Below are 15769 nucleotides of genomic sequence, written 5' to 3' on the forward strand. Positions count from 1 at the left end.
ATGCCGGTTGACTCCCGGCAGATCGCGGCCGGATTCAGGCTCCGCCTGCGCGGCTTCGCGCGCCGGGTGAGTCGAGCCAGCCGTCTGGTGTTCAGTGCGCTGCTGTGTGTGGCGGTCCTCTGTTCCGGAGCCATCGCCGGCGATTTGTCCGATGTGGTGCCGCGCTATGCCAATCTCGGGTCCCTCCACCATCCGATCACGACGACGTCGGAGCCGGCGCAACAGTATTTCGATCAGGGCCTCCGCTGGCTCTATGCCTTCAATCACGAAGAGGCGATTCGGTCTTTTGAGGAAGCAGCCCGCCGCGATTCGACCGCCGCGATGGCCTATTGGGGCATCGCCCTGGCCTTGGGGCCCAATATCAATGCGACGATGGCCAAGGCCGATGAGCGGCGCGCCTGGGCAGCGTTGCAGCAGGCGCGGGCGCAGGCCGGGCATGTCAGCCTGGCGGAGCAGCGGTATATCGAGGCTCTGAGCGCACGCTACAGTGCGAGGGGCGGATCCCGCGCGGCGCTCGATAAGGCCTATGCGGGCGCCATGCGGAGGCTCTGGCAGCAGTCGCCCGACGATCCGGATGCCGGGACGCTCTTTGCCGAAGCGCTGATGGATCTGCGTCCCTGGGATTTGTGGACCGCCGACGGCCGTCCGCATCCGGGAACGGAGGAACTCGTCTCGACGCTGGAAACGGTGCTCGCCCGCGCGCCTGACCATCCGGGAGCCTGCCACTATTACATTCACGCCGTGGAAGCGTCGACGAAACCCGAGCGTGCGCTTGCCTGTGCCGAGCGCTTGCCTGGTTTGATGCCGGGCGCCGGCCACCTCGTGCACATGCCGTCGCATATCTATATCCGTCTCGGAAAGTATCATGAGGCGGCGGAGCGGAACGTTCATGCGGTGCAGGTGGACCAGACGTATCTGTTGGGGCGCGAGCCGGCCGGAGACTACGCCGATGGCTACTACGCGCACAATCTGCATTTTCTCTGGGCGTCGCTCGCCATGGAAGGCCGCCAGGCCGAGGCGCTCAAAGTGGCGAAGGACTTGGCAAGGACGATTACCGAATCCGAAGCGCGGAAAGATACGTGGAAGCAATTCTATCTTCCGGCGCCGCTGTTCTCGCTCATCCGGTTCGGCCGGTGGGACGACGTGCTGCGGGAGCCGGTTCCGGCCAAAGGATTGCGGTATCACGAGGGCATGTGGCGGCTGGGGCGCGGGTTAGCCAACGCGGCGATCGGCCGGATTCCCGGGGCAGAGGGCGAGCATGCCGTGCTGGCCGGTCTGGTCAAACAATTCCGGCGCGACCGGAATCCGGAGGACAAGACGGAGCGGACGCTGCTGAAAATCGCGGAACGGGTGCTGGCGGGTGAGATCGCCGCCCGTAAAAAGCAGTATGAGGACGCGATCACGATGCTGCACGACGGGGTGCAGCTGGAAGACACGCTCCCCTATATGGAGCCTCCCTACTGGCCTATTCCCGTGCGCCACTATCTTGGTGCGATTCTCTTGATGGCCGGCCGGCCTGGAGAGGCCGAGCAGGTCTATCGGGCGGATCTAAAGCGCAATCCGGCCAACGGGTGGAGCTTGTTCGGGTTGATGCAGAGCCTGCGCGCGCAACAGAAAGCCGGCGAGGCCGATACCGTCGAACAGCAATTCAAGTCGGTCTGGACCTCTGCCGATGTCATATTGACGGCATCACGATTTTGATCGAATCGGTTAGGAGTAGGAGGAGCATGCAATTTATCGTCGGAGTGATGGGGCCGGCCAAGGCCAAGAAGAAAGATTTGGACAACGCACGGGTGCTGGGGGAATTTATCGCCCGGCGCGGCTGGGTCGTTCTGACCGGTGGGCGCGATGTGGGGGTGATGGATGCCGCTTGCGAGGGAGCCAAGCGGGTTGGGGGAAGCCTGACCGTCGGGATCTTGCCCACGGCAAAGGACAAAGTCTCCCGGCACGTCGATGTGCCGATCATCACGGAAATGGGCAGCGGCCGCAACAATATCAATGTGCTGACGAGTCATGTCGTGGTGGCCTGCGGGCTGAGCGGGTCGGGAACGGTGTCCGAGGTGGCGCTGGCGGTGAAGGCGGGGAAGCCCGTCATCCTCGTGGATGCGTCTCCCGCCGATGTGGCCTTCTTCCGAAAACTCGGCAAGCGGCTGGTCTCCGCCGCCTCTTCTCCGGAGGAAGCGATCGAGCTTATTATGAAACAGATGGGGGTCGGGAAACGGCGATCACGTTCGGAAGACCTTCCCGCATATGACGAACTCTCGATGTAAGTTCCGCCTGGAAGGTGCGTCTCCCATCGCAATTCCTCTCCGCCCATTGCCAGGCCACATCCACCTCACCGTGCCGGCCGTAGTCCGTGGTAAGATTTCTGAGGCTGGGCCGATCAATGACCCAAGAGGGGGATAGCGTATGACTCTGCGGAACGCTGTTATCGGTCTGTGTGTGGCGCTCATGATGGTCATGGCCGGAGGGATGGGTTGGGACTCATCCCTGGCGGCCACCGCCCAGTCCAAAGCCTATTTTGCCGGCGGATGTTTTTGGTGCATGGAGGAGGCCTTTGAAAAAGTCGAGGGGGTGATGTCAGCCGTCTCGGGGTATATGGGCGGGACCGTGGCGAATCCAACCTACGAGCAAGTCTCAGCGGGAAAGACCGGCCACGCGGAATCGGTCGAGGTGACGTACGATCCGGCCAAGGTCAGCTACCAGACACTTCTGGACGTCTTCTGGCATAACGTGGATCCGCTCACAGCCAACGCGCAATTTTGCGATCACGGCACTCAATATCGCGCGGAAATTTTCCCCGGTACGGCCGACGAGCAGAAATCCGCCGAGGACTCAAAGAAGGCCCTCGAACAGTCGCAGCGTTTCACCGCGCCGATCGTCACCCGCATCAGCCCCGCGTCGACGTTCTACCCCGCCGAGGACTATCATCAGGACTTCTACAAGAAGAATCCGGTGCGCTATAAATTCTACAAGTATAATTGCGGCCGAGCCCAACGGCTGGAAGAGCTGTGGGGGAAGCCGTAAGGCCGGTTCGCTCCAATTGTCGTACCGCTCTGTTGTCATGGCCCCGCGTCATCGCCGTTCCCGCTGATCAATCTTGAAGAGGGCCGGATCGGCATATACAAATAGTTGACCTTCGGCGGGTGCTCTGCGAAAAATGAGCCCAATGAGTTTGTCTTGGGAGACACAAGGATGAAGCGCACAGGAAATCGACGGATGGCGCAGCTGGGCCCGTCAGAAATTCGGGCCATGACGCAGGCCTGCACCAAAGCCAAGGGATTGAACCTGGCGCAAGGGGTCTGCGATACGCCGGTGCCACCGCCGGTGATCGACGGCGCCAAGCGGGCGATGGATCGCGGGATCAATACCTATACGAGGTTTGACGGACTGGCGGAACTGCGGCAGGCCCTGGCGGACAAGCTGGCCCGATACAACGGGCTTCGGGCCAATCCTGAAACGGACATCACGGTCAGCGCGGGGGCCACGGGCGCCTTCCACTGCGCCTGCGCGGCGCTGTTGAATCCGGGCGATGAAGTGATTCTATTCGAGCCCTACTATCAGTACCATGCGACGGCGCTCTTCTCCGTCGAAGCGGTCCCGGTGCCGGTGCGGATGCACGCGCCGGACTGGACGTTCGCCCTCGCCGACGTCGAGCGGGCGGTGACTGAGCGGACCAGAGCGATCGTCGTGAACAGTCCGGGCAACCCTTCCGGCAAAGTCTTCTCGCGCGCGGAGCTGGAAGGAATAGCGGCGGTCGCAAAGGCCCACGATCTCTTTGTCTTCACCGACGACATTTATGAGTATTTCCTCTATGACGGCCGCCAACACATCAGTCTTGCGACGCTGCCGGACATGGCTGAGCGGACGATCACGATCGGCGGTTATTCCAAGACCTTCAGCATCACCGGCTGGCGGATCGGCTATAGCGTGGCGGCCGAGCGCTGGGCGCATCTCATCGGCGCCATGAACGACTTGCTCTATGTCTGCGCGCCGGCGCCGTTACAGATGGGGGTGGCGGCCGGCATCACCGCATTGCCGGAATCGTTCTATCGCCAGATGGCGCAGGAGTTTCAGCAGAAACGGGATCGGTTTTGCGCGGCGCTGACGCGTGCGGGGTTGACGCCGTCGATTCCGCAGGGCGCGTATTACGTGCTGGCCGATGTGTCGAGCCTGCCGGGACAGACGGGAAAAGAGCGGGCCATGTATCTGCTGGATAAAATCGGCGTGGCTGGCGTTCCCGGCGAAGCCTTTTTCTCAGGCCCGGAAGGATCGCGTTTCCTTCGGTTTAGTTATGCCAAGACCGACGCCGATCTCGACGAAGCCTGCCGGCGGTTCGGGACACTGTGATAGCCGGAATCGTGAAAGGGAGGTGTGACATGCGAATACCTACGATCCCGGTGATTCTTGTGGCCGCTCTTTTGTCGGCTTGCGCGGCGGCCGATGGGCGTCACCCATTGCCGGTGCCGGCTGTGTCAGCCCCGCTGGCCGGCCACGTGGGCGATCGCAGCCTGCTGGCCGGGGAATGGGAATATGAAGATGGCGCCATTCTCACCCTGCGGCTGGATGAGCAGGGGAATGGGACCTACGCCTGGAAGGATGGCCATTTTGAGACGCAGGTCCTCGATGGGCATCGCTGGCAGGGGCTGTGGATGCAGCGTGAAAACGATCGCGAGGGTGGATTTACCGTGGAACTCTCACCGGACTATACCGAGGGGGAGGGCCGATGGTGGTATACCAGGATCGGCGCCAACCAGGCGCCCACCGAAAAGGGGGGCACGTTTCACCTCACGCGAAAGTCTACTCACGCCAGTTTGAGCGACACCCCTCCCGCCCCCTAGCAGGTTGTTGAAAAAGTCTAAGTGTTAGTCTTTCGGATTCATCGTTTCAAACAAGGCCGAATAATCCGCTTCTCCGTATCCGCGCGCGATGGTTTCCTTCAGGACGTCGCGAAGACTCTCCACGCTGGTCACAGGAAGCCCCCGACGCCGAGCCTCTCCGGTAAACAGGTTCACATCCTTTAAGAGATGGGTTGTGGGGAAATTCGGATTGTCGTACTGGCGTGTCAGTAAGCGGGGCAGCTTCTTCTCGAAGGCGGGCGCAAACAAGGCGCTGGACTTGAGAATCGCCATGAAGTGCTCCACAGAGATCCCCGATCGCTGGATGAGCCCAAGGCTGGCGGCAAAGGCGGTCAGTTCCGCGGCGATCAAGTGATTCAACGCTAGCTTGAGGGTGGCCGCTTGCCCCACGGGACCGATCAAGGTGGGCGCAGGAGAGAGTGAACGAAAGACGGGGCTCCAGTGGTCGAGCTGGTCCTGAGTGCCGCCGACCATGACAATGAGGCTCCCGGCTTTGGCTTCGGCAAGGCTCCCCAAGACGGGCGCTTCGAAGTACGCCCCCCCGGCTGCTGTCACGGACGAGAACAGCGCCAGGCTTTCGTCAGCGCTGATCGTGCCCATCTGGATCAGGGTGCGGTTGCGAAGCGCCTCACGCGGCGTGGAATCGAAGAGAACGGATCGAATGGCCGTTGCATCGGTAAGGAACAACAAGGCGCAGTCTGAGGCGGCCAAGGCGGCTGACGGCGAGGCGGCGACCGCGAGGCCTCGCGCACGCAATGGATCCGTTTTCGCGGCAGTGCGGTTGTAGATGGTAACCGCATGCCCCATCTCGTGCAGCCGTTCCGCGACCGCCCGTCCCAGCAATCCCATTCCTATGACGGCAACACGCATGGCAGTGTATCCAGTTCAGATCAATGAGGTCTGTGGCAAGTTGAGGATTTGGGAGATGAGCCTGCCGGGAAACCCGCTCGCGGTGGCGAAAAATCCCTGGAAGCGGGGAGTCGGCCGATTGAATTGCAAGGGCTGTCCCGTGCTGTCGCAGGCCGAGCCGCCGGCTTCTTCGAGCATCAGGACGCCGGCGGCCACATCCCATTCGTGTGGCAGTTCAAAGGTCATTACGCCGTGAATGGCGCCGCTTGCGGCGCGGGCGATGGCCCAGGCAATCGAGTGCATGGTGCGGGCGTCAAACTGTTCCGCCACCAGCTTGAAGCGGCCGCTGTGAATCTCTGCCTGGCCCAGGGCCACGATCGGCTGCGGGGGTGTGAGGCCGTTTGGCTTGCGCACCGGCGCTCCGTTGAGATGGAGCCCTTGTCCGCGCCGGGCGGTGTACAGCTCGCCGGTGGAGGGATTGAAAATGGCGGCGAGGACCGGCCGGGATTGTTCGACCAGTGCCACTGAGATGCAGAATTCCGATTCCCGGCGGATAAACGCTTTGGTGCCATCGATCGGATCGATCACCCAGACGCGTGAGGCGCTCAGCCGGGCCTCGGTGTCCGGGGATTCTTCCGACAGCCAGCCGTCGGCGGGAAATTGCCCAAGCAGGCGGTCTTGCAGGATGGCGTTCACCGTCAGGTCGGCGGAGGTGACGGGCGACTGGTCCGGTTTGGTAAACACCTCAAATCCATCCGTGGCGCACCGCAAGGCTTCCACGCCGGCTTCCCGTATGGCCGAGGTGAGCACGCGATATTCATGATCCCATGGCATGGTCTCAGGGTAGCAAGGTCACGGGCGGATTGAAAGCCGCAGGGGCCGTCGCTTGACCTCCTGAGAGAATCTGCGTACAAGCAGAGCCACGATGAAACTGGTGCAAAAGCGGTCCCGAAAAAGCGGCCTGCCTCCGGGCACCCTCGTCCATATCGGCGAGAAGAGGGCCGAGACCGTCGCGATGACGGCGTTCAATTATTCCGGCGCCCGCTGCGACGAGCGGACGGTTACGAAGCCCGAGGAACTGCAGCCGCCGTCCGATGAATCGGTCACCTGGGTGGATATCGGCGGCGTGCACAAGCTCGACCTGCTCGAAGCCTTCGGCAAACAGTTTTCATTGCACCCGTTGCTGCTCGAAGATATTGCCAATACGGATCAGCGGCCCAAGCTGGACGATTACGACACCTATTTATTCCTCGTGATGAAGGTGCTCTCGCTGACCGACCGGCAGGACATTCTGGTCGAGCAGGTGAGCTTCGTCATCGGGAGAAATGTCGTCTTGTCGTTTCAAGAGAACGGGACCGATGTCTTCAAGCCGGTGCGGGACCGATTGCGGGGGGGGAAAGGCCGCATGCGCCAGAACGGCGCCGACTATCTGCTCTACGCGCTGGTGGATGCGATCGTGGACCAGTATTTTCTGGTGCTGGAATCGCTCGGGGAGAAAATCGAGTCGCTCCAGGAAAAAGTGATGGCGGATCCAAAGCCGGACACGCTGAAAGAGATTCATGCGCTGAAGCGGCAGCTGTTGTTCTTGCGCCGCGCCGTCTGGCCGCTCCGCGAAGCGACGAACGGCCTGTCGCGGTCGGACTGCCTCTTCCTGCATGAGCCGACGAAGGTCTTTTTCCGCGACGTGTACGATCATGTCGTGCAAATCATCGATACGATCGAAACCCTGCGCGAGATGGTCTCGGCCAGCCTGGATATTTATCTCTCGAGCGTCAGTTACCGGTTGAACGCCGTCATGCGCGTGCTGACGGTCATTACGACCATCTTCATGCCCCTGAGTTTCATTGCCAGTATCTATGGGATGAACTTCGAATATATGCCGGAGCTGAAGTCCCAGTGGGGCTATCCGGCGGTGCTGGGATCGATGGGAGTGATTGCCGCGGGGATGTTGATCGCGTTTCGCCAGCGGCGCTGGTTGTAGCAGGCCGTTGAAAAAGCCTGCCAGCGTCGTATTGAGGACCCGGAACGGCCTATTCCTGGACTTCCACCCGGTCCACGAAATAGTCCGTGTCTCCGAAGCAGGTGCCGGGGAGGTAGCGGTATTCCTTGTAGTGCAGGATCACCCGTTTGCCCATGACTTTTGACAGCTCATCGGCCACGCGCTGGTCCCACACGCTGAAGCTCCAGAGCACCGGTGCCACGCCGGGAACGGTCGTCATGGCCAGCTCGCCCTCGTAGGTTTTACAGATCCAGCCTTTGTGGGAAAATTTCTGAATGTACCCGGCCCGATTCCCGTCCGAGTAGCTCCAATTGAACGCGATGAGCAGATAGGCGGAGAGGCCGAAGACTGCGAGGGTGAAGAGCACGCGCGGCCGGACGATCCAGAGGACTGGTGCCAGCACGGCCATCGGGTTCATCGCGTGCTCCGTGCCATTACGATGGCAAGTCGGCGAAGAGCCAGGGCGCGTCGCTCTTCCGCTTCTGTTCGTAGGCGGTGATGGCCGCCTCGTGTTGCAGGGTCAAGCCGATCGAGTCGAGCCCGCGGTACAGGCAATCCTTGCGGAAAGGATCGATGTCGAACCGGTAGGTGTTGCCGCCTGGCGCCGTGACGGTTTGGGTGCTGAGATCCACGGTCAGCCGGTAGCCCGGCGTGGCGAGGACGTCCCGCATGAGCGTTTGCACCTCCTCGGCCTTGAGCACGACCGGGAGGATGCCGTTCTGGAAACAGTTGTTATAGAAAATGTCCGCGAAGCTTGGGGCGATGACGCAGCGAAAGCCTTGATCGAGCAAGGCCCAGGGGGCGTGTTCGCGCGAAGAGCCGCAGCCGAAATTGTCGCGGGTCAAGAGAATCGTCGCGTCCTGATAGCGGGGCTGGTTCAGAAAAAAGTTCGGGTCCGGCGATCCGTCCTTTTGCTTCTTCCAGTCAAAGAACAAGCCTTCGCGCAGCCCCGTGCGCTTGATCGTCTTCAAGTACTGCTTCGGGATGATCTGGTCCGTATCGACGTTGACCCGGTCCAGGGCGGCGACGAGGCCGGTGAGTGTCGTAAATGCCTGCATGATGTCCTAACTCCAATGACGAATATCGGTGAAATGTCCCTCGACGGCGGCGGCGACGGCCATGGCCGGCGACACCAGATGCGTGCGCCCGCCTGCGCCCTGCCGGCCTTCGAAGTTGCGATTGCTCGTGGAGGCGCAGCGCTCGCCGGGCTTCAACACATCGGCATTCATGGCCAGACACATGCTGCAGCCCGCTTCCCGCCATTCGAATCCGGCGTCGCGGAAGATCTGGTCGAGCCCTTCCCGCTCCGCCTGCTGCTTGACGAGGCCGGAGCCCGGCACCACCATCGCGCGCACGCCCTTTGCCACCTTTTTCCCTTTGGCGAGGGTGGCGGCGAGACGCAGGTCTTCGATGCGTGAGTTCGTGCAGGAGCCGATGAAGACCGTGTCGATGGTGATGTCGGTGATCGGCATATTAGGGGCAAGACCCATGTATTCCAAGGCCCGTTCGGTGGCCTTGCGTGTTTTTTCATCGGTCATCGTCGCGGGGTCTGGCACGCGCTGATCGACACCCAGCACCATGCCGGGGCTGGTGCCCCAGCTGACCTGCGGGGCGATGTCTTCGGCCCGCAGCACCAGCGTGGCGTCGTATCGGGCATTGGAATCCGTCTTTAAGGATTCCCACGCGCGCACCGCTTGCGTGAACAGCTCGCCCTTCGGGGCGAGCGGGCGCCCCTTGATGTAGGCGACGGTCTTGTCGTCGGGTGCGACCATGCCGGCACGGGCGCCGCCTTCGATCGACATGTTGCAGAGCGTCATGCGGCCTTCCATGCTCAAGGCGCGAATGGCCGAACCCGTATATTCGATCACATAGCCGGTGCCGCCGGCCGTGCCGATTTTGCCGATGATGGCCAGAATGATGTCTTTGGCCGAGCAGCGATCGGAGAGGACGCCGTCGACCCGGATTTCCATTGTCTTGGGGCGCTTTTGCACCAAACATTGCGTCGCGAGCACATGCTCCACTTCACTCGTCCCGATGCCGAAGGCGAGCGCGCCGAACGCGCCATGAGTCGAGGTGTGGGAATCGCCGCAGACGATGGTCGTGCCGGGGAGCGTGAACCCTTGCTCGGGGCCGATCACGTGGACGACGCCCTGGCGGATGTCGTTCATGCCGAACAGGGTGATGCCGAAGTCCCGGCAATTTTCTTCCAGCGTCTGGATTTGTTTCGCGCTGATGGCGTCGGCAATGCCGAGCGTGCGGTCCGTCGTCGGCACATTGTGGTCGGGCACGGCGAGCGTCGCCGCCGGGCGGCGGGGGCGACGGCCGGCCAGCTTCAGGCCCTCAAAGGCTTGCGGCGAGGTGACTTCATGCACCAGCTGCCGGTCGATATACAACAGCGTCGTCCCGTCCGGCTCTTCACGGACGAGATGCGAATCCCAAATCTTGTCAAATAAGGTCTTGCCTGCCATCACTCATTCCTCACTAACGATCAACAGTGGAGTTCAAAGAACGCCTATTATACATCGGGCTCTTGCGGCATGCCAGGGCGGTTTGTCGTGAAAGAAACGCGCTTCAGAATTTTTCGCCGGTGCCGATAAAGGGGGCATGGACGAACACAGACTGAACCCCGACAACATTTCCATTCCCCGCTGGACCATTGCCCGCGATACCCGGTCGTCGGAATGCGCGTTTTGTCACTCGATCATTGTGCGGGTCACGACCGACGCCCGTCAGATCGCCTTCTGCAGTTGCCGCCTTGTCGAGTACCGCCTGCTGCCAAGGCCGAATATCCGCAAAGTCAAATCAGCCCAGCCCTGACCCTTCCGCTTGCCTTGCCTCATCGGACGTGGTAGCAGAGCATCGCTTTGCACGCCTGAAATGAGGAGAGGTCATGTCCAGTATGCTGTGGACTCAGCCGGAAACGATAGCCTGGTCGCACTGTCTCCTCGACAGCTTTCATCGCTGGACGGGCCGGGAGTTGCTGCCGCGCGCCGGGTCGCCGGGTGAACAGGCGCGGGCGTTGTTCAGTGCCCCGTGTGTGGTGGTGTCGCATGGCACGGAAGCCGATCCGATCTTGAATTACGGCAATCAGGCGGCGCTGGATCTCTGGGAGATGACCTGGGAACAATTGACACGCACACCGTCCCGCCTCACGGCGGAACCGATGAACCGCGAGGAGCGCGCCCGCATGCTGGCCGTGGCGGCGGCAGAGGGCTATTTCACGGGCTATCGGGGAGTGCGGATTTCGGCTACCGGGAAGCGATTTCTGGTCGAGGACGCGACGGTGTGGAACGTGGTTGATGGGTCAGGCGTCCTGGTCGGCCAGGCGGCCACCTTTGTCCGCTGGACGCCGATCGGGTGACGGCGGCATGGCAACCGAATACGATGAGGCGGGCAGCGCATCGACCTTAGTCGAGATGCTCGAACAGGAAGCTGGAGTATTGGCGGATGCCATGCCCCAGTTTATGAAAGTCTGGGATTGCCAGACGGCCATCCCGACGGGCAATCAGGCCTTCATGCTGCAATCGGCTCAAGATCCGGCTGACCGTTTCCGGCCGCAGTCCCGTGTAAGCCGAAAAAAACCACCGGGGAATTTTGTGCGGGATGATCACCGGACGGTTCCGTTTCAGCCGGAGCAGCCGGGTCAGTTCATGAATGGCGAGCAGCATGTGCGCGCGGGCATTGTGCCCGCGCAGGCCGATCATGGCGCGCTGCGCGGTGGTGATGTGCGTCCGTGTTTGTTCCAGCAGCGCGGTCCGCGCCTCGTCGTTTTTCCGCAGAAGGGTTAAAGGATCGTCGACGGTCACCGATCGTATGGTCACGTCCGTGACGGCTTTTGCGGCGAGCGAATCGGTGCGGGTGCGTTGGAGCCAATCGGAGAATCCGACGAGGTGGCCGGGGCCCAGAGCTTCGAGCAGGATTTCTTCGCCGTCCGCCGTAAAGACCACCATCGCGACAACCCCGCGGCAGATCATCAGCGCGTGCGAGGCGCGGGTATTCTGGCGCGAGAGAAACTCTCCGCTCCGATAGGTCGTGACCAAGCCACAGTGAGTGCCGACAGCTGTTTGATGGAGGGGAGGGAGGCTGTCGGCCTTCACCAGCGCACAATTGCCCTCTACGGGACAATCGAGGCATAAATCAATCGGAGGGAGCAGTTTCATGGATATCCCGGCCTTCTGTGCCTGTCGTGCGGTTGCGGGGGCGCCACGTGTGAGGCGGCCCGCCTTCCTCCCGAAAATTTTATTATAGAAGAAATAAGGGTTTTGTGACGCAGGTCACTTCCTCCCATGGGGAATCAGATACAATGCCTCGCCGCTACTCTGCCGTGTCATGGCGTTTGCGACGAGAACATTCAAGGCCGGCGATCGTGTCCTCTGTATCGGTGCGTTGGCCTTCTATCTGAAGAGATTGCAAATGCCGCTCAGCGATTTCCCCCGTCTGCTTGCGCAACAGTGGTCCCATCGTCTGGCGTTTCGCCTGCAAGTCTGGGTACTTATGGCGGGGCTCCCGTCATTGGCGGTCGGGGCGGCGCTGGCCGGAGTCCTCTACCACATGACTATCGTCTCGACGGAACGGAGCGTCGAATTGGCCGCTCGCCAGGCAATGGAAACGCTGGATCGCCTGATGTTCGAGCGCTATGGCGATGTGGAAGTCTTTGCCAGCTTGCCCGCCGTGCGCACGCTCGACCGGGACAATCTCCAGGCGGTCGCCAATCTCTACGTGTCTACCTATGCGCCGTATTATGCTCTGGCGGCCATCGCCGATCGATCCGGAGCGGTGCTGGCAGTCAGCGATGCCGGTTCCACGGGTCCGACGCCCGCCTCGGCCCGGGAGATCGGCCTTTCCGTTTCGGCGGAGCCCTGGTTTCTGGAGGCCCTGGCCCATCCCCAGCAGGTCGTGTTCGACGATGGTCCCCGCGATCGCTTGACTCAGGCGGTGGCGCACGATGGAAAGGCCATCATCGTGCTCGCACGGGCGATCAGCAACGCGGCCGGGACCGTTGTCGGTGTGTGGTCGGCGCACATTGTCGTCGAGTCGCTCGTCCATGTGTTTCAGCCGATGGGCCGAGGGGCAGACAAGAGTGTGCCCTACCCGATGGTCTTAAAAGCCGCATCCGGCGAGCGGCTGCTCGCGATCGGGGTTTCGGAGAATGCCCCTCCGGATGCCATTGTCCGTTCCTCAGGATTTTCCCGCTGGCCCGGCGGCCGGTGGACGCTCGAAGCCTATATGCCGTCGCAATTCCGCCGCCAGCAATGGATGCTCGCCGGCTGGGGGGGCATGGCGATCATGCTGTTCACGGCCACCGGCACGGCGGTGCTGGCGTGGATTTTTCGGCGTGAAGTGATCCGGCCGCTGGCCGATCTGGAGTCTCAGGTGTTGATGCTGGAGGTGCCGCCGCACCGCGCAGCCGATGACCTGATGACAGAGGTCCTGGCGCACGATCAGTCTGGTGCGTCCTCTCAGGAGCGGTTGCTGCGGCGGGACGACGAGCTGGGCGATCTTGCGCGCAAGCTCCACGCGCAGACCAGAGAGATTCATGTGCATCTGAGCCAGCTGTCCCTGTTGAACCACAGCAGCCGCGGCATTCAGGAACATGTTGTATCGCTTCCTGCCCTCCTGGAGCGGATTCTTCACACGGCCAAACTGCTGACCGGCGCCCGCTATGCAGCCTTGGGCGTCTTCGATGAGACCGGGGAGCGGCTCATACAGTTTTTAACGGCGGGGATTGATGACGAGACCAGGCGGGCGATCGGACCGTTGCCGACCGGCCGCGGGCTCTTGGGCGCGGTTATCAAGAAGGACGGCGTGCTGCGGCTCAAGGATTTGACGCGGCATGCGGAATCGGTCGGCTTTCCGGCCCATCATCCGGCGATGCAGTCGTTTCTTGGCGTGTCCATTCGCGCGCGCGGCACCCTGTTCGGCCGGCTCTACTTGACGGACAAGCTCTGCGCGCCCGCCGATGGGTTTGCGGAGCGCACCGGTGAGCCTGCGACCGGCGAATTCACGGAACTCGACGAACAATTGGTTGCGGCGCTGGCGTTTCAAGCGGGCACCGCGATCGAGACGGCCAGGTTAATCGAGGAAATCCGGGCGACGCAAAGCCGGGATCGCGCCTTGCTCGACTCGGTGGATGAAGGCATCTACGGCGTCGATCTGGCGGGCCGCTGTCTGTTCATCAATCGGGCCGGAGCTGCGATGCTCGGGCATGCCCCAAGCGACCTCGTCGGACGGGACATGCATGCGGCGGTGCATCATACGCGGGAGGATGGAACGCCCTGCCCGGACACCGCCTGCCCGATTCTCGGCGCGTTGCGCGCCCAGCATGGGTGCCGGCTCGAACAGGAGCGCTTCTGGCGGCAGGATGGCACCTCGTTTCCCGCGATATGCGCGGTGACGCTGTTGCGGGGCGAGGACGATGCGGTGACCGGCGCGGTCGTCTGTTTTTCGGATCTCACCGAGCGCCGTGCGATGGAGACGCGCGTCCGGCAGGGACAGAAGATGGAGACGCTCGGCCAGCTTGCGGCCGGGGTGGCGCACGACTTCAACAATCTGCTGACGGTGATGGCGGGCTACAGCGAGCTGGCGCTGCTGCAGGCTGACGCGCCGGCCTCGGTGCGGGCGAAGGTCGAGGAAATCAAGAAAGCAGCCGATCGCGCGGCGGTGCTGACCGGCCAATTGCTGGCGTTTGGACGGAAGAAGCCGGTTGAACGCAAAGTCGTGAGCGTCACCGATGCCATTCGCGGCGTAGAGTCGCTCATCCGGCGGCTGGCCGGCGAGGGCATCACCGTGGATATCGCATTGCCCGATGGGCGGTGGTTTATCAAGGCAGACGTGGGCGGGTTCGAGCAGATTCTGATCAATCTGGTCGTCAATGCCCGGGATGCGATGCCAAACGGCGGGCGGCTGGAGATTCGCGGCGCGATTCTCGACCCCGCTGCGGCGAGCCCGGCTTTGATGCAGGCCGCGCACGGGTCTTCGATCATGCTGACGGTGCGCGATACCGGAGTGGGCATGGACAAAGCCACGCAGGCGCGCATTTTCGAGCCGTTTTTCACCACGAAATCGGTGGGCCGGGGCACCGGGCTGGGACTGGCGACGGTCTACCGCATCGTCATGGAACATGATGGGGGCATCTATGTGGCGAGCGAGCCGGGAGCCGGGACGACCTTTACGGTGGTGTTTCCGTTGGTCGAGGCGCCGGTGGAACAGGCGCCGGCTGCGGGCGGCGAGGGGCCGGTTCGTGGTGGTGATGAAACCGTTCTGTTAGTCGAAGACGAGGCGTCGGTTCAAGCACTGGCCACATCGATGCTGGAGAGCCGGGGGTATCGGGTGCTGACCGCCCAAGACGGGCAGGAAGGCGTCGCGGTGGCACAGCAGTATGAGGGCCCCATTCATCTGCTGGTGTCCGATGCGAGGATGCCGCGCGTGAGCGGCCCGGCGATGGCCAGGCGCCTGCGGAGCCAGCGCCCTGCCCTCAAGGTGTTGTTCATCACCGGAAGCCTCGATGCCGGGAGAAGCGGGTACGGCGCGCTATCGAAGCAGGGCCACGTCCTTCGGAAACCGTTCACGATGCAGGCCTTGTTGGAAGCGGTCAGACAGGTGTTGGATCTTCCAGCCAGCCGGCGGGAGGTTCCGAATGAGGCCGGCGAGCCGGCCCGGGTGCTCATTATCGACGACGATGCGCAGATCAATGCGCTATTGCAGGAGATGCTCCGCAGCGAATCCTTCCCCGTGCTTGCCGCCGCCAGCGGGGCTGAGGGCATCGAGCGATTGCAGCAGGAGCCGGTGGATGTGGCACTCGTCGATTTGTCGCTGCCGGATATGGACGGCGTGCTGGTGATTCAGGCCGTGCAACAGCGCTGGCCGTTGGTGAAGATTCTCGCGATGTCCGGCGGGGGCATTGGCGTCACGCCGGACGTGTATCTGGCCCGTGCGCGCCAAGCTGGGGCGGCCGGCACGCTGGTGAAACCCTTTTCCCGCGAGCAATTGATCGAGGCCGTGCACGAGGTCATCGCGGACCCATTCTTGTAGCTGGCGGTGAGGGGCAGGTTGCACATGGGTT

At 62.4% G+C, this 15769-nt stretch carries 15 protein-coding genes; 9 read left to right on the forward strand and 6 right to left on the reverse strand.

The genetic code is table 11. The features are described 5' to 3' along the window. From RI101_09880 to RI101_09900, 5 genes are all read left to right on the forward strand, one after another. Nucleotides 1–1701, forward strand: a complete 1701-nt coding sequence (locus RI101_09880) for a hypothetical protein (protein MEC4890355.1) — start codon at nt 1–3, stop codon at nt 1699–1701. Nucleotides 1702–1727: 26 nt separating this feature from the next. Further along, nucleotides 1728–2270, forward strand: coding sequence for a hypothetical protein (locus tag RI101_09885; GenBank protein MEC4890356.1), 543 nt, complete (start codon nt 1728–1730; stop codon nt 2268–2270). 139 nt (nt 2271–2409) lie between these two features. Next, complete coding sequence (gene msrA, locus RI101_09890; protein MEC4890357.1) at nt 2410–3027, forward strand: peptide-methionine (S)-S-oxide reductase MsrA; 618 nt, start codon at nt 2410–2412, stop codon at nt 3025–3027. A 168-nt stretch (nt 3028–3195) separates the two neighbouring features. Next, the gene (locus RI101_09895; GenBank protein MEC4890358.1) at nt 3196–4350 is read left to right on the forward strand and encodes an aminotransferase class I/II-fold pyridoxal phosphate-dependent enzyme; all 1155 of its coding nucleotides are present in this window, start codon (nt 3196–3198) and stop codon (nt 4348–4350) included. 29 nt (nt 4351–4379) lie between these two features. Then, entirely contained in the window at nt 4380–4841 is a 462-nt protein-coding gene (locus tag RI101_09900; GenBank protein ID MEC4890359.1) for a hypothetical protein, read from the forward strand. A gap of 24 nt (nt 4842–4865) precedes the next feature. On the opposite strand, the gene RI101_09905 is transcribed toward RI101_09900, so the two are convergent. Beyond that, nucleotides 4866–5729, reverse strand: a complete 864-nt coding sequence (locus RI101_09905; protein MEC4890360.1) for an NAD(P)-dependent oxidoreductase — start codon at nt 5727–5729, stop codon at nt 4866–4868. A 15-nt stretch (nt 5730–5744) separates the two neighbouring features. Beyond that, entirely contained in the window at nt 5745–6542 is a 798-nt protein-coding gene (locus RI101_09910) for a 3'(2'),5'-bisphosphate nucleotidase CysQ (protein ID MEC4890361.1), read from the reverse strand. A gap of 91 nt (nt 6543–6633) precedes the next feature. Between RI101_09910 and corA the strand changes: the two genes are divergently transcribed. Continuing rightward, nucleotides 6634–7689, forward strand: a complete 1056-nt coding sequence (gene corA / locus RI101_09915) for a magnesium/cobalt transporter CorA (protein ID MEC4890362.1) — start codon at nt 6634–6636, stop codon at nt 7687–7689. A gap of 49 nt (nt 7690–7738) precedes the next feature. On the opposite strand, the gene RI101_09920 is transcribed toward corA, so the two are convergent. Genes RI101_09920 through leuC form a run of 3 tightly spaced genes read right to left on the reverse strand, consistent with a single transcriptional unit; the run spans nt 7739 to nt 10175 of the window. Then, nucleotides 7739–8125, reverse strand: coding sequence for a hypothetical protein (locus RI101_09920; GenBank protein MEC4890363.1), 387 nt, complete (start codon nt 8123–8125; stop codon nt 7739–7741). A gap of 16 nt (nt 8126–8141) precedes the next feature. Beyond that, nucleotides 8142–8765, reverse strand: a complete 624-nt coding sequence (leuD, locus tag RI101_09925; protein ID MEC4890364.1) for a 3-isopropylmalate dehydratase small subunit — start codon at nt 8763–8765, stop codon at nt 8142–8144. Between the two features lie 6 nt (nt 8766–8771). After that, nucleotides 8772–10175, reverse strand: a complete 1404-nt coding sequence (leuC, locus tag RI101_09930; GenBank protein ID MEC4890365.1) for a 3-isopropylmalate dehydratase large subunit — start codon at nt 10173–10175, stop codon at nt 8772–8774. A gap of 136 nt (nt 10176–10311) precedes the next feature. Here leuC and RI101_09935 point away from each other — a divergent pair, with 136 nt between their 5' ends. Continuing rightward, on the forward strand, nt 10312–10524 hold the full coding sequence (locus tag RI101_09935) for a hypothetical protein (protein MEC4890366.1): 213 nt from the start codon (nt 10312–10314) through the stop codon (nt 10522–10524). Between the two features lie 73 nt (nt 10525–10597). Continuing rightward, nucleotides 10598–11068 carry an MEKHLA domain-containing protein gene (locus tag RI101_09940; protein MEC4890367.1) on the forward strand — a complete coding sequence of 157 codons (471 nt, stop codon included), beginning with the start codon at nt 10598–10600 and terminating at the stop codon, nt 11066–11068. A gap of 46 nt (nt 11069–11114) precedes the next feature. On the opposite strand, the gene RI101_09945 is transcribed toward RI101_09940, so the two are convergent. Continuing rightward, nucleotides 11115–11867 carry a Crp/Fnr family transcriptional regulator gene (locus tag RI101_09945; GenBank protein ID MEC4890368.1) on the reverse strand — a complete coding sequence of 251 codons (753 nt, stop codon included), beginning with the start codon at nt 11865–11867 and terminating at the stop codon, nt 11115–11117. 253 nt (nt 11868–12120) lie between these two features. Here RI101_09945 and RI101_09950 point away from each other — a divergent pair, with 253 nt between their 5' ends. Continuing rightward, nucleotides 12121–15738 carry a response regulator gene (locus RI101_09950; GenBank protein ID MEC4890369.1) on the forward strand — a complete coding sequence of 1206 codons (3618 nt, stop codon included), beginning with the start codon at nt 12121–12123 and terminating at the stop codon, nt 15736–15738. Nucleotides 15739–15769 lie beyond the last annotated feature (31 nt).

Origin of the sequence: Nitrospira sp., from assembly GCA_035968315.1 — a bacterium.
Classification (GTDB): Bacteria; Nitrospirota; Nitrospiria; order Nitrospirales; family Nitrospiraceae; genus Nitrospira_D.

Bases quoted from the DNA above. Each gene is read 5' to 3' on its own strand.
- RI101_09880 (MEC4890355.1), top strand. From the start codon at position 1: ATGCCGGTTGACTCCCGGCAGATCGCGGCCGGATTCAGGCTCCGCCTG.
- RI101_09885 (MEC4890356.1), top strand. From the start codon at position 1,728: ATGCAATTTATCGTCGGAGTGATGGGGCCGGCCAAGGCCAAGAAGAAA.
- msrA (MEC4890357.1), top strand. From the start codon at position 2,410: ATGACTCTGCGGAACGCTGTTATCGGTCTGTGTGTGGCGCTCATGATG.
- RI101_09895 (MEC4890358.1), top strand. From the start codon at position 3,196: ATGAAGCGCACAGGAAATCGACGGATGGCGCAGCTGGGCCCGTCAGAA.
- RI101_09900 (MEC4890359.1), top strand. From the start codon at position 4,380: ATGCGAATACCTACGATCCCGGTGATTCTTGTGGCCGCTCTTTTGTCG.
- RI101_09905 (MEC4890360.1), bottom strand. From the start codon at position 5,729: ATGCGTGTTGCCGTCATAGGAATGGGATTGCTGGGACGGGCGGTCGCG.
- RI101_09910 (MEC4890361.1), bottom strand. From the start codon at position 6,542: ATGCCATGGGATCATGAATATCGCGTGCTCACCTCGGCCATACGGGAA.
- corA (MEC4890362.1), top strand. From the start codon at position 6,634: ATGAAACTGGTGCAAAAGCGGTCCCGAAAAAGCGGCCTGCCTCCGGGC.
- RI101_09920 (MEC4890363.1), bottom strand. From the start codon at position 8,125: ATGAACCCGATGGCCGTGCTGGCACCAGTCCTCTGGATCGTCCGGCCG.
- leuD (MEC4890364.1), bottom strand. From the start codon at position 8,765: ATGCAGGCATTTACGACACTCACCGGCCTCGTCGCCGCCCTGGACCGG.
- leuC (MEC4890365.1), bottom strand. From the start codon at position 10,175: ATGGCAGGCAAGACCTTATTTGACAAGATTTGGGATTCGCATCTCGTC.
- RI101_09935 (MEC4890366.1), top strand. From the start codon at position 10,312: ATGGACGAACACAGACTGAACCCCGACAACATTTCCATTCCCCGCTGG.
- RI101_09940 (MEC4890367.1), top strand. From the start codon at position 10,598: ATGTCCAGTATGCTGTGGACTCAGCCGGAAACGATAGCCTGGTCGCAC.
- RI101_09945 (MEC4890368.1), bottom strand. From the start codon at position 11,867: ATGAAACTGCTCCCTCCGATTGATTTATGCCTCGATTGTCCCGTAGAG.
- RI101_09950 (MEC4890369.1), top strand. From the start codon at position 12,121: ATGCCGCTCAGCGATTTCCCCCGTCTGCTTGCGCAACAGTGGTCCCAT.